Origin of the sequence: Ancylobacter radicis (genome assembly GCF_018449475.1) — a bacterium.
Classification (GTDB): domain Bacteria; phylum Pseudomonadota; class Alphaproteobacteria; order Rhizobiales; family Xanthobacteraceae; genus Ancylobacter; species Ancylobacter radicis.
The window spans coordinates 37,459-49,953 of the sequence record NZ_JAHCQH010000004.1; the positions used below are offsets into that span (position 1 = coordinate 37,459).

Genomic DNA, 12,495 nt, shown 5'->3' on the forward strand with positions numbered 1-12,495 from the left:
CCGCCGCCCGGGAGGGCGGTTCCCCGGCTCACGCGCCGGCGAGTTCGCGCGCCTGCCGCAGGTCCGCCACCAGAGCCGCGAAGCCCTGCGCCTGCGCGACCGGGTCGGGCAGGCGCAGGAGGTAGGATGGATGGAGGGTGACGAAGCCCGGATGACGGCCGAGCGGTCTGGGGCCACGTTGCGTCGTCACCGCGACCGCCTCACCCGAGAGTGCCAGCGCCGCCGTGGCGCCGAGCGCGACGACGAGGCGCGGGCGCACGAAACCAAGCTCGGCGTCCAGCCACCAGCGATAGTGCTTCACCTCGCCCGCGGTCGGGGTCTGGTGCAGGCGCCTCTTGCCACGCGGGGCGAATTTGAAGTGCTTCACCGCATTGGTGAGATAGAGCCGCTCGCGGTCGAGCCCGGCCTGCGCCAGTGCCTTCATGAGCAACTGCCCGGCGGGGCCGACAAAGGGGCGGCCCTCGATATCCTCCCGGTCGCCGGGCTGCTCGCCGACCAGCGCCAGTGCCGCGCCCACCGGCCCCTCGCCGAGCACGGCGTTTGTGCCGCCGGGCACGAAGGCGGGCGTGGCGCGGATCAGCGCGTTCAGCTCGGCCAGGCTCGATGGGGCCTGCCGTGCCATGGCGGCGACGGCCTTGGCGGGATCGCGCTTGCGCGGCGCCTGCGCCTCCCGCTCGATCATCGCCGCGACGCGGGCCGGTGCGCTCTCCAGCAATGCGGGGATCAGCCGGGCCTCCGGCAGGTTGGCCCAGTATTTCCTGGGCATTTCCGTGCGCATCATCACCGGGTTGGCGCGGGCCGGGTTGAAGGCGCTGGCGTAATAGGCGAGCCAGCCCTCCTCGAAGCCGTCGGCCTCCGGCAGAGGCGGGCGCGCGGCGGGCGGGCCGAAGGCGAGCGCCTGCCCGTCCCAGCCGACCGTGCCCAGCGGCGTCAGGATGGCCCAGTCCATCGCCGGAAAGCGCGTGCGGAAGAAGGGCGCGGCCGCCTCGACGATGAAATGCTCCGGCTCGAACCAGGCGATGAACCGCTCGCGCCCGCTCTCCACGCCCAGCGCGCGGAAGCGCACGAAGGCGTGCATCTTGTGGATGTCGCGCCGCACCGATTTCGCCATCAGCGACAGGCGGTGCACCAGCGGGTCGGCCGGGTTGTCGGCGAGCCGCCGCTCGCCCTGGGCGATCCGCCAGATCAATGAGTACAACCGGGCGAAGCGGTCGGTGTCGTGATGGCAGAGCACGAGATCCGCGATCTCGCCCGCCGCGCGCGGCACGGCAAGGGCCGGGGTCTGGCCGGCCTCGTCGCCCACGTCCGGCGTGGCCGTCGCGCCGAACAGGTCGGCGGCGGGCGCGCCCTCCGCCTCGCCCGGCTCGCGCATCCGCCAGACCACCTGATCGGGCGGCACGCGCGCCGCGACGAGCCGGCGCACCGCGCGGCGGAAACCCGCCCGATCGGCGCCATAGGCCAACGCGACGCTTTCCGTCTCAACCGCGCCGAGCGCCCGTGCCGTGCTCACGCGAACAGCTCCAGCTGACGGGCCGGCGGGGCGAGGCGCTCGCGCAAATCCGAACGGTCGGTGAGCTTCAGCGGGTGATGATCGGCGGTGATGAGGAAGGCGCGGGCCCGCTTCACCCCGGTGCTCAGCCGGCCGATATCGTCCAGCGTCAGCCGTGTCTGGCGCCGCGCCCGCAGGATGCGGTCGACCGCCCGCGCGCCAAGGCCGGGCACGCGCAGCAGGAGTTCCCGGTCGGCGCCGTTCACATCCACCGGAAAGCGTTCCCGGTGCTTCGGCGCCCAGGCGAGCTTGGGGTCGATGTCGAGATCGAGCATCCCGGCGCTGCCGCCGGCGGTGATTTCCTCGACCGTGAAGCCGTAGAAGCGCAGCAGCCAGTCCGCCTGATAGAGCCGGTTTTCGCGGCGCAGCGGGGCGGCCTTGACCGGCAATACGCGGCTTGCTTCCGGGATCGGGCTGAAGGCGGAATAATAGACCCGCTTCAGCCCGTAGCCGCCATAGAGCCCGGCGCTGGTGCGCAGCACCGTCTCGTCCGTGGTGTCGTCGGCGCCGACGATCATCTGCGTGCTCTGGCCGGCCGGGGCGAAGCGGCGGCGTTCTTCCTTGGCCTCCAGCATGCGTTCCTGCATCTGGCCCATCGTCGCCTTGATGCCGGGCGCGTCCTTCTCCGGCGCCAGCGCCTTCAGGCTGATGTCGGAGGCGAGCTCGATATTCACCGAGAGCCGGTCCGCCCACAGCCCCGCCTGTTCGACCAGCCAGGGGCTGGCCTCGGGAATGGCCTTGAGGTGGATATAGCCGGCAAAGCCATGCGCCTGCCGCAGCGTGCGGGCGACCAGCATCATCTGCTCCATCGTATGGTCGGGCGAGCGGATGATGCCGGAGGAGAGGAACAGCCCCTCGATATAGTTGCGCTTGTAGAAGCCGAGCGTGATGCGCACCACCTCGTCCACCGAAAGGCGCGCCCGCTCCACATTGGAGGAGCGGCGGTTGATGCAATAGGCGCAGTCGAACAGGCAGTAATTGGTCAGCAGGATTTTCAGCAGCGACACGCAGCGCCCGTCCGGCGTGTAGGAATGGCAGATGCCGGCGCCCGTGGTGGAGCCGATGCCGTCCCTCGCCGCCTTACGCCCGCGCCCGCCGGAGGAGGCGCAGGAGGCATCATATTTGGCGGCGTCGGCCAGAATGCCGAGCTTGGTCCTGAGAGTGTCGTCCACGCGGAGGCTCCTTCCGCGTTCACTTTATGTTCTCATTCCTGTGGGTCAAGTCCCGCCCGGCTACCGTGCGGCGCGCGCATCGAAGGCGGCGCGGGCGGTCTCGATCCTCTCAAGATTGGCTTCCGCCCATCGCCACACCCCGCAGAACGCCTCGCTGAGCGTGTAGCCGAGATCGGTGAGGCGGTACTCGACATGGGGCGGGATGACCGGGTGCACGGTGCGCACCACCAGCCCGTCACGCTCCATCTGCCGCAGCGTCTGGGTCAGCATCTTCTGGCTGATGCCGCCGGCAAGCTGGCCGATGCGGGTGAAGCGCAGTTCACCATGCTCGGTGAGCACCTCCAGCACGATCATCGTCCATTTGTCGGCGACGCGGCCGATCACCTCATTCACCAGCGCCTCGACGCGGGGGTCGAGGTCGTCCGTCCGGCTGTCGGTGGCGGCGCTGGCGGTCTCGGGGGCGGTCAGGGGAGCCGTCATGACACTCTCTTTCAGGTAAGTACAAAACGTTTTAGTGCCTACTTTCCATAGGAGAGTGACTACCTTAGCTCTCCTGTCCGGTGCAACCCAATCTACGAGGCACGGACATGAACATCAGCGGCAACACCATTCTCATCACCGGCGGCAATGCCGGCATCGGCCGGGCGCTGGCCGGCGCCCTCCATCGCGAGGGCAATCGCATCATCATCACCGGCCGGCGCGAGGCGGCGCTGAAGGAGACGGTCGCGGCCCATCCGGGCATGGAGTGGCGCGTCCTCGATGTCGCCGATCCGGCCGCCATCACCGCCTTCGCGGCGCAGATCGTCCGCGAGGTGCCGGAGCTGAACGCCGTCGTGCACAATGCCGGCATCATGATCGTCGAGGATCTGACCGCCGAGCCGGTCGACCTCGCCGTGCCGGAAGCGATCATCGCCACCAACCTGCTCGGGCCGATCCGCCTCACCGCGGCGCTGCTGCCCCATCTCAAGCGGCGCGAGGCGGCGAGCATTCTCACCGTCTCCTCGGGCCTTGCCTTCGTGCCGCTGGTCGCCACCCCGACCTATAACGCCACCAAGGCGGCGATCCATTCCTGGAGCGAGGCGCTGCGGGCGCAGCTTGCGCAGACCAGCGTCGACGTGATCGAGATCGTGCCGCCGGGGGTGGCCACCGATCTCATGCCCGGCCATGCGCAGAACCCCAATTCGATGCCGCTCGACGCCTTCATCGCCGAGGTGATGGCGCTGCTGAAGGCGCATCCGCACGGACCGGAAATCTGCGTGGAGCGGGTCGGCTTCCTGCGCGGGGCGGAGGCGCGGGGCGAGTACGCCACGGTCTTCGCGCGGCTCAACGAACTCTTCTGACAACAAAGGCCGGGAGCGGCGCCGCTCCCGGCCTTTTCATTGGTGCGCGTCAAGGCGGCGAGGCCGCCCGAAGGTCACGCGGCCTTTTTGGTCTTGGCGATCAGCTCGACGAAGCGGTCGAACAGATAGTGGCTGTCCTGCGGGCCGGGGCTGGCTTCCGGGTGGTACTGCACCGAGAACACCGGCTTGTCGGTCAACTCGATGCCGGCATTAGAGCCGTCGAACAGCGAGACATGGGTTTCGCGCGCGGTGGCCGGCAGGCTGTCGCGATCGACCGCGAAGCCGTGATTCATCGAGGTGATCTCGACCTTGCCGGTGGTCATGTCCTTGACCGGATGGTTCGCGCCGTGATGGCCCTGATGCATCTTCATCGTGCGCCCGCCCACGGCGAGCCCGAGCATCTGATGGCCGAGGCAGATGCCGAAGGTCGGGATGCCGCGCTCGATGATGTCGCGAATCACCGGCACGGCATATTCGCCGGTCGCCGCCGGATCGCCGGGGCCGTTGGAGAGGAACACCCCGTCCGGGTTCAGCGCCAGCACCTCCTCGGAGGTGGCGGTGGCCGGCAGCACGGTCACCTTGCAGCCGGCGCGGGCGAGCAGGCGTAGGATGTTGCGCTTGATGCCGTAATCGATGGCGACCACATGATGCACCGGGGTGGTCTGCTGGCCATAGCCTTCCGGCCACTGCCAGGGGGTCTCGTCCCAGCTGAAACGCTGGGCGCTGGTGACCATCGGCACGAGGTCCATGCCGACAAGACCCGGCCACGCGGCCGCTTCCTGCTTCAGCGCCTCGACATCGAATATGCCGTCCGGCGCATGGGCGATCACCGCATTGGGCATCCCCTTGTCGCGGATCAGCGCGGTCAGCGCGCGGGTGTCGATGCCGGAAATGGCGATGATGCCGCGGGCCTTCAGCCACAGGTCGAAATGGCGGGTGGCGCGGTAATTCGACGGATCGGTGATCGCCGAATGCAGCACCACGCCGCGCACGCCCGAGGCGCCGGCCATCGAGATGGTCTCGATGTCGTCCTCATTGGTGCCGACATTGCCGATATGGGGGAAGGTGAAGGTGATGATCTGTCCGGCATAGGACGGATCGGTCAGCACTTCCTGATATCCCGTCATCGCCGTGTTGAAGCACACCTCGCCGACCGCCTGGCCGGTGGCGCCCAGACCGAAGCCTTCGAGGACGGTGCCATCGGCGAGCACGAGAAGGGCGGTCGGAAGGGGCTCGGCCCACACGTCCCCGCCGGAGAGCTGTTCAGCGCTACCGCTCATCTGATCTTGTTCCCTGTCGTTGTGTGCCCTAATTAGTCGGTCGCCGCGCCGGACGCCAGCCTTGAGGCTGCGCATCTGTCCCTCGTCAAGCGGATGGCTGCGGGAAAAACGCGGTCATGCGCCCCTCGATGCGGCGGCCCCGGGTTTTTGGGCGGATCAACAAGCGGTTCGCGAGGGCATGGCAGGCACGGAACAGGGTTCCGGCCGGGCTGGCTTGCGGACATGAAGAAAAGGCGGACACCGTGCTGCGCGACGATATCAACACCTCGCTGAAAGAATCCATGAAGGCGGGCGACAAGCGCCGTCTCGGCACGCTGCGTCTCATCAATGCGGCGATCAAGGATCGCGACATCGAGGCGCGCGGCCATGGCAAGGACCCGCTGTCCGACGACGACCTGCTCGGCCTGCTGACCAAGATGATCAAGCAGCGCGAGGAATCGGCGAAGGTCTATGAGGAAGCCGGCCGCGCCGATCTCTCCACGCAGGAGCGCGAGGAAATCGTCATCATTCAGGGCTTCCTGCCCGCGCAGATGAGCGAGGCCGAATCGCAGGCCGCCATCGCCGCCGTGATCGCCGAGATCGACGCGCATGGGCTCAAAGACATGGGCCGCACCATGGCCGCGCTCAAGGAACGCTATACGGGCGTGATGGATTTCGGCAAGGCGAGCGGCACGGTGAAGACGCTGCTGACGGCCTAAGCCGAGGCGTCTGGCCAATTCCCTTACGCACATTATCGCCATGTCCCTAGCCCCCCAAGAGCCCGCGCCGGCCACGCTGACCTGGGCGGGGTGCTGGCGCGGGGCGCGCGCGATCATGGCCGTCCTCCCGCCGGTCTTCGTGTTCGGCGTCGCCTTTGGCATTGCCGCGCGCGGTGCCGGGCTTGAGGGCTGGCTGGCGGCGCTGATGAGCGTCGTCGTCTTCGCCGGGGCGGCGCAGTTCGCGGTGCTGGATCTGTGGACAACGCCGGTGCCGTGGCTGCCGCTGCTGGTGGCGACCTTTGCCATCAATGCCCGGCACATCCTGCTCGGCGCCTCGCTGCGGGCCTTATGCCGGGGGCTGGCGCCGTGGAAAGTCTATGGGGCGATGACGCTGTTGAGCGACCTCAACTGGGCGGCGCTGATCGCCGCCGAGCGCAAGGGCGAGCGCGATCTCGGCTATCTCGTCGGCGGCGGACTGCTGATGTGGGCGACCTGGGTGGCGGCGACGGTTATCGGCGCGGTCGCTGGCGGACTTACGCTGGATGATGTGAAAACCTACGCGCTCGACCTCGTGCTGGTGGCGTTCTTCGCCACCACGCTGGTCGGGCTGCGGCGGGGGCGGGTGGACGATCTGCCCTGGCTGGTGGCCGGGCTCGCGGCCATGGGCGCGGTGTGGTTCCTGCCGCCGAACTGGCACGTCATGGTCGGTGGGCTTGCGGGGGGCCTCGCGGGTCTCCTGCGCGACGAAATCAAACGGCCTGGTTGACGCGAACATGACCACCACGCAGGCCCTTCTCGTCGTCTTCGCCATGGCCCTCGTCACCTATGCGACGCGGGCTGGCGGCATTTTTCTCGTCGGCTTCGTGCCGATGTCGGCCCGCACCGAGAGCTTCCTGCGCTATCTGGCCGGGGCAGTGCTGGTCGCGCTGGTGGTGCCGGCAACGGTGCGCGGCGGGCCGGAGGGCTATGTCGCGGTCGGCGTCGCCGTGCTCGCCCGGCTGGTGTTGCGCAAGGCGCTGCCGGCCATTGCGCTGGGCATCCTCGCGGCGGCGCTGTGGCGCGCCTCTATGGGGGCGAGCTGAGGGCTGGGGGCCGGGCGGGTGCCCGGCCATGTGCTGTTGTCCGTGCCTTATTCCGGCAGGCGCCCCTCATATTCCGCGCGGTACTGCGCAAAGAGCGGCCACAGCGCCGGGCGCTCATGGCCTTCCAGCTCCTCGGCGAGCAAGGTGAGATGGGCGTGCCAGCCGCCGGCGACGCCGAGCATCGTGCTGCGCTTGGCCAGACGCCGATGGGTGACGGTGAGCAGCACCTTCTCGCCGCGCGGGGCCAGCTCGAAGGTGACTTCCGACTCGTTCGGCCCGTCCGCCTCCCAGGTGAAGCGCAGCCGGCGGTTCGGCTCGCACTCCAGCACCTGCCCGGCATTGTGGAACTCGCCGGCGAATTTGGCGAAATTCTCGGGCGTCGGCTGGCCGGCATTGAGCTCGCCATTGCGGAAGACGAGATCGACCGCGCCGCCCGCCCGCAATTCCATCGGTCCGTCGGCCAGCCAGAGCCGGCGCTTGGCGGGCTCGGTGAGATAGGCCCAGACCCGTTCGATGGGGCCGGGGAGGATGCGCTCGAAGCGCAGCGTTTCGGCATCCTGCCGGGTGGCGAAAGCGGCGGGGGCGGTGGCGTTGTTCATCTGTCCTCTCCGTATGGGGCGCCGTGCGGGGCGTCGGGTGTGGCCTTGCCCGCGTCTTCCGCGCGCAGCAGGGCGTCGAGAGTGCCGAGCCGATCGGTCCAGAAACGCTCGTAGAAGCCGAGCCATTCATGGGCGGCGGCGAGCCGGGCCGGCTCCAGCCGGCACAGATGCTGGCGCCCGCGTATGTCCCGCCGCACCAGCCCGGCCGCCTCCAGCGCCTTGATGTGCTTGGAGGCGCCGGCGAGCGACATGGCGAAGGGCTCCGCCAGTTCCCCCACCGAGCGTTCCCGCTCGCTGAGGCTGTGCAGCATGGCCCGCCTTGTGGGGTCGGCGAGGGCATGGAAGATGTGATCCAGCCGAGGATCGGCGATGTCGATATATTCAACCATACGGTTTAATATCTGCGCGTCCCGCTCCATTGTCAACCGTATGGTTTAATGTTTGTCGGCGGCAGGGCCTCGGTGGATTGCGGGGATAACGGGCAGGGATTGCCGCGCGCCGCCCGGCACGCCACATCAGGGGGTGCGGCCATCAATCGGCCCGGCTCTTGCCTGCTACAAGGGTCGTTCGTTCTGGAGAATCGATACCCCGTCATGCGCTTCCCGCCCTCGTTCCTCGACGAGATTCGCGCCCGCCTCCCGGTGTCGGAGGTGGTGGGAAAGCGCGTGCAGCTGAAGAAGCAGGGGCGCGAATGGCGCGGCCTCTCGCCCTTCAATCCCGAGAAGACGCCGTCCTTCTATGTGAACGACCAGAAGGGCTTTTATCACTGCTTCTCCTCCGGCAAGCATGGCGACCAGTTCGACTTCATGATGGAGGTCGAGGGCCTGCCCTTCCCGGAGGCGGTGGAACGGCTCGCCGGTCTGGCCGGCCTGCCCATGCCGGTCCAGTCGCGCGAGGAGGAAAAGCGCGAGAGCCGTCGCAAGACGCTCCACGAGGTGATGGAACTCGCCACCAAATTCTTCGAGACCACGCTGCAGAACCGCGCCGGTGCCAAGGGGCGGGGCTATCTCGCCGACCGTGGCCTCGGCCCCGCGACCCAGCAGCGTTTCCGCCTCGGCTATGCCCCGCCCGATCGCTTCGCGCTGAAGGAGGCGCTGGGCGGCAAGGGCGTGCCGATCGAGGACATGATCGAGGCGGGGCTGCTGATCAGCGCCGAGGACATCGCCATTCCCTATGACCGCTTCCGCGACCGGGTGATGTTCCCGATCACCGATCTGCGCGGGCGGGTGGTCGCGTTTGGCGGGCGAGCGCTGGAGAAGGACGTCTCGGCCAAATACCTCAACTCGCCGGAGACCTCGCTCTTTCACAAGGGCTCGCTGCTCTATAACGGCTTCACCGCCCGCGCCGCGGCCCATAAGGGCGCGCCGGTGATCGCGGTCGAAGGTTATGTCGACGTCATCGCGCTGGTCGAGGCCGGCTTCCCCGCCGCGGTGGCCCCGCTCGGCACGGCGCTGACCGAGGACCAGCTGGCGCTGCTCTGGCGCATGGCGCCCGAACCGGTGCTGCTGTTCGACGGCGACAAGGCCGGCCGGCGGGCCGCCTATCGGGCGCTCGACCTCGCTCTGCCCCATCTCAAGCCCGGCATGAGCCTGTCCTTCGGCACGCTGCCCGACGGGCAGGACCCGGACGATCTGGTGCGCGCCGGCGGCCGCGAGGCGGTGGACGCGGTGCTTGCGCAGGCCCGCCCGCTTGCCGACGTGCTGTGGGAGCGCGAGCTGGAGGGCGCCAATATCGAGACCCCCGAGCGCCGCGCGGCGCTGGAGGCGCGGCTTGGCGAGATCGTGCGCGGCATCGCCGACGAGACGGTGCGCAAGCATTATCGCAGCGAGTTGATGGAGCGTTTCCGCCGCCTGTTCGCCCCGGCGGTCATTCAGGGTGGGGCAAATCGGCGCGAGCCCGGCCGTTTCACCGGCAAGGGGAACGGCACCGGACGGGGCGCGGGCGACCGGCGCGCCGTCGGCGGGCGGGCGGGCGGCTCGGCCGGGGAGGGGATGCGCCGCTCGGCGCTGATGCGCGGCTCAGCCGCCGAAATTCCGCGCAACGAGGCGCTGCTGCTGTTCGCCGCCATGAACCATCCCTGGCTGATGGAACGCTTCGCCGAGGAGCTTGCCGACCTGCCGCTGCTCAACAAGGATGCGGCGCGGCTGCGTCAGGCGCTGCTGGACGCTCATATGGAAGGGGCGGACGAGGATGCCGAGCATCTGGCCGTCCGTCTGGAGGCGGTCGGCGTCGGCCCGGTGGCCCAGCGCCTCGCCCAGATCGCGGTGGCGCGGCATGACTGGCCGGCCTTTGCCGATGCCGGCCGGGTCGATGTGGAATTGTGGTGGCACCAGCGGCTGGTCTTGCACCGGCGCAGCCACGCCCTATCTAAGGACCTCAAGGAAGCGGAAAAACGCCTCGCAGAGGAGCCCACCGAGATGAACTGGGCACGCTTTCTCGACATACAAAGACAGCTCGCGGCACTTGACGGAACCGAAGCTTTGGTAGAGGGGTTCGGCGCCGCGTCGGGTCGTCCGGCTCGGTCGATGTAGAAAGTCCTCTGGGTCGCCCGCCCCTGCGCACCAACTGCGCCGTGGAGCGTGTGGCCCCGTTTGCGTCGTGGTCGCCCCGGTGACCGCACGGGGTTTGAAGGTCGAAGGGGCGGCGCGCCGGATAAGCCGGACGCCGTTGGACGCCAGGGCGCAAGCCCTCAGGCGGTTAAGGAGCACACGCATGGCGAAGCAGGCAGCGGACGCGACGGAAGCCCCCGAAAAGGACGGCGAGACCCCGGATAGCCCGTTGCTGGACCTTTCGGACGCTGGCGTCCGGAAGATGATCAAGCTCGCCAAGAAGCGTGGCTATGTCACCTATGACGAGCTGAACGAGGTTCTCCCCTCCGAGCAGAACACCTCCGACCAGATCGAAGACATCTACGCGATGCTCAACGAGATGGGCATCAATGTCGTCGAGGCGGAAGAGGCCGAGGCGGAAGCCGAGGGCGAGGAGCCGGCCGAGGCGGCGGACGACGAGGAAGAGGCCGGCGGCGAGATCGCCGAATCGGCCCCGCGCGCGGTCATCCGTTCCGAGACCAAGTCCGAGCCGGGCGAGCGCACGGACGATCCGGTGCGCATGTATCTGCGCGAGATGGGCTCGGTCGAGCTGCTCTCCCGCGAGGGCGAAATCGCCATCGCCAAGCGCATCGAGGCCGGCCGCGAGGCGATGATTGCGGGCCTCTGCGAGAGCCCGCTGACCTTCCAGGCCATCATCATCTGGCGCGACGAACTCGTCGAAGGCAAGGTGCTGCTGCGCGACATCATCGACCTCGAGGCGACCTATGCCGGTCCCGAGGCGAAGAACGGCCCGATCGTCGAGGGCGGCACGCTGGCGCCGGAAGGCGACGAGGAGCGTGAGCCGACGCTGGGCGAGACCATCGCCGCCGATGATGACGACGACATGGAGAACTCGCTCTCCCTCGCCGCCATGGAAGCGGAGATCAAGCCGAAGGTTCTGGAGACCTTCGACCGCATCGCCGACTATTACAAGAAGCTGCGCCGCCTGCAGGACCAGAACGTCGAGTCGAAGCTCAAGAATGAGAGCCTCTCGCCCTCGCAGGACCGCAAATACAAGAAGCTCAAGGACGATCTGATCCTCGACGTGAAGTCGCTGTCGCTCAATCAGGCGCGCATCGACAACCTCGTCGAGCAGCTCTACGACATCAACAAGCGCCTCGTGTCGCTCGAAGGCCGGCTGATGCGTCTGGCCGAGAGCTTCGGCGTCTCGCGCGAGGACTTCCTGAAGCAGTATCAGGGCTCCGAGCTCGACCCGAAGTGGATCAGCCGGGTCAAGAACCTGACCTCGCGCGGTTGGAAGGGCTTTGTCGGCCAGGAACTGGACGGCATCCGCGATCTGCGCTCGGAAATCCACGCGCTGGCCACCGAGACCGGGCTGGAAATCCAGGAATTCCGCAAGATCGTCCAGATGGTCCAGAAGGGCGAGAAAGAAGCCCGTCAGGCCAAGAAGGAAATGGTCGAGGCCAATCTGCGCCTCGTCATCTCCATCGCCAAGAAGTATACGAACCGCGGCCTGCAGTTCCTGGATCTCATCCAGGAGGGCAATATCGGCCTGATGAAGGCGGTCGACAAGTTCGAGTACCGGCGCGGCTACAAGTTCTCGACCTATGCGACCTGGTGGATCCGTCAGGCCATCACCCGCTCGATCGCCGATCAGGCCCGCACCATCCGCATTCCCGTGCACATGATCGAGACGATCAACAAGATCGTGCGCACCTCGCGCCAGATGCTGCACGAAATCGGCCGCGAGCCGACCCCGGAAGAACTGGCCGAAAAGCTGGGCATGCCGCTGGAGAAGGTCCGCAAGGTCCTGAAGATCGCCAAGGAGCCGATCTCGCTGGAGACGCCCATCGGCGACGAGGAAGACAGCCATCTCGGCGACTTCATCGAGGACAAGAACGCGATCCTGCCGATCGACGCGGCGATCCAGAGCAATCTGCGCGAGACCACCACGCGCGTGCTCGCCTCGCTCACGCCGCGCGAGGAGCGCGTGCTGCGCATGCGCTTCGGCATCGGCATGAACACCGACCACACGCTGGAGGAAGTCGGCCAGCAGTTCTCGGTGACCCGCGAGCGTATCCGCCAGATCGAGGCCAAGGCGCTGCGCAAGCTCAAGCACCCCTCGCGCTCGCGCAAGCTGCGCTCGTTCCTCGACAACTGAGCGTGCGTCTCACGGAATGCGAAAAGGCGGCCTGCGGGCCGCCTTTTTCGTTTCAGGCTCACGGT

General features: G+C 67.9%; 12 protein-coding genes. 6 read left to right on the plus strand and 6 right to left on the minus strand.

Going from position 1 to position 12,495, the window contains the following annotated elements:
- Nucleotides 1–28 precede the first annotated feature (28 nt).
- Genes KIP89_RS00425 through KIP89_RS00435 form a run of 3 tightly spaced genes read right to left on the minus strand, consistent with a single transcriptional unit; the run spans nucleotide 29 to nucleotide 3,201 of the window.
- The gene (locus tag KIP89_RS00425; protein WP_213753445.1) at nucleotides 29–1,510 is read right to left on the minus strand and encodes a UdgX family uracil-DNA binding protein; all 1,482 of its coding nucleotides are present in this window, start codon (nucleotides 1,508–1,510) and stop codon (nucleotides 29–31) included.
- A complete protein-coding gene (locus KIP89_RS00430; RefSeq protein WP_213753446.1) occupies nucleotides 1,507–2,721 on the minus strand; it encodes a putative DNA modification/repair radical SAM protein in 1,215 nt (404 codons plus the stop codon). The genes KIP89_RS00425 and KIP89_RS00430 overlap by 4 nt, the downstream gene beginning before the upstream one ends.
- Before the next feature lie 60 nt (nucleotides 2,722–2,781).
- Nucleotides 2,782–3,201, minus strand: coding sequence for a winged helix-turn-helix transcriptional regulator (locus KIP89_RS00435; RefSeq protein WP_213753447.1), 420 nt, complete (start codon nucleotides 3,199–3,201; stop codon nucleotides 2,782–2,784).
- Between the two features lie 107 nt (nucleotides 3,202–3,308).
- Here KIP89_RS00435 and KIP89_RS00440 point away from each other — a divergent pair, with 107 nt between their 5' ends.
- Nucleotides 3,309–4,061 carry an SDR family oxidoreductase gene (locus KIP89_RS00440; RefSeq protein ID WP_213753448.1) on the plus strand — a complete coding sequence of 251 codons (753 nt, stop codon included), beginning with the start codon at nucleotides 3,309–3,311 and terminating at the stop codon, nucleotides 4,059–4,061.
- Between the two features lie 74 nt (nucleotides 4,062–4,135).
- Here the strand turns inward: KIP89_RS00440 and carA are convergent, their stop codons facing one another.
- Nucleotides 4,136–5,341 carry a glutamine-hydrolyzing carbamoyl-phosphate synthase small subunit gene (carA, locus tag KIP89_RS00445; RefSeq protein WP_213753449.1) on the minus strand — a complete coding sequence of 402 codons (1,206 nt, stop codon included), beginning with the start codon at nucleotides 5,339–5,341 and terminating at the stop codon, nucleotides 4,136–4,138.
- A gap of 242 nt (nucleotides 5,342–5,583) precedes the next feature.
- On the opposite strand from carA, the gene KIP89_RS00450 reads away from it, so the two are divergent.
- From KIP89_RS00450 to KIP89_RS00460, 3 genes are all read left to right on the plus strand, one after another.
- Complete coding sequence (locus KIP89_RS00450; protein WP_213753450.1) at nucleotides 5,584–6,039, plus strand: GatB/YqeY domain-containing protein; 456 nt, start codon at nucleotides 5,584–5,586, stop codon at nucleotides 6,037–6,039.
- A gap of 115 nt (nucleotides 6,040–6,154) precedes the next feature.
- Entirely contained in the window at nucleotides 6,155–6,805 is a 651-nt protein-coding gene (locus tag KIP89_RS00455; RefSeq protein ID WP_250152093.1) for an AzlC family ABC transporter permease, read from the plus strand.
- Between the two features lie 7 nt (nucleotides 6,806–6,812).
- Nucleotides 6,813–7,121, plus strand: a complete 309-nt coding sequence (locus tag KIP89_RS00460) for an AzlD family protein (RefSeq protein ID WP_213753452.1) — start codon at nucleotides 6,813–6,815, stop codon at nucleotides 7,119–7,121.
- A gap of 47 nt (nucleotides 7,122–7,168) precedes the next feature.
- Here KIP89_RS00460 and KIP89_RS00465 read toward each other — a convergent pair whose 3' ends face one another.
- Both KIP89_RS00465 and KIP89_RS00470 read right to left on the minus strand, forming a co-directional pair.
- A complete protein-coding gene (locus KIP89_RS00465) occupies nucleotides 7,169–7,720 on the minus strand; it encodes an SRPBCC family protein (protein ID WP_213753453.1) in 552 nt (183 codons plus the stop codon).
- Nucleotides 7,717–8,109 (minus strand): ArsR/SmtB family transcription factor, encoded by a 393-nt coding sequence (locus KIP89_RS00470; protein ID WP_213753454.1) that lies wholly within the window; start codon nucleotides 8,107–8,109, stop codon nucleotides 7,717–7,719. The genes KIP89_RS00465 and KIP89_RS00470 overlap by 4 nt, the downstream gene beginning before the upstream one ends.
- A 204-nt stretch (nucleotides 8,110–8,313) precedes the next feature.
- Between KIP89_RS00470 and dnaG the strand changes: the two genes are divergently transcribed.
- Together dnaG and rpoD are read left to right on the plus strand one after the other, a co-directional pair.
- Entirely contained in the window at nucleotides 8,314–10,251 is a 1,938-nt protein-coding gene (dnaG, locus tag KIP89_RS00475) for a DNA primase (RefSeq protein ID WP_213753455.1), read from the plus strand.
- 181 nt (nucleotides 10,252–10,432) lie between these two features.
- Nucleotides 10,433–12,430: an RNA polymerase sigma factor RpoD gene (gene rpoD, locus KIP89_RS00480; RefSeq protein WP_213753456.1), complete on the plus strand. Its 1,998-nt coding sequence runs from the start codon at nucleotides 10,433–10,435 to the stop codon at nucleotides 12,428–12,430.
- Nucleotides 12,431–12,495: the final 65 nt, after the last annotated feature.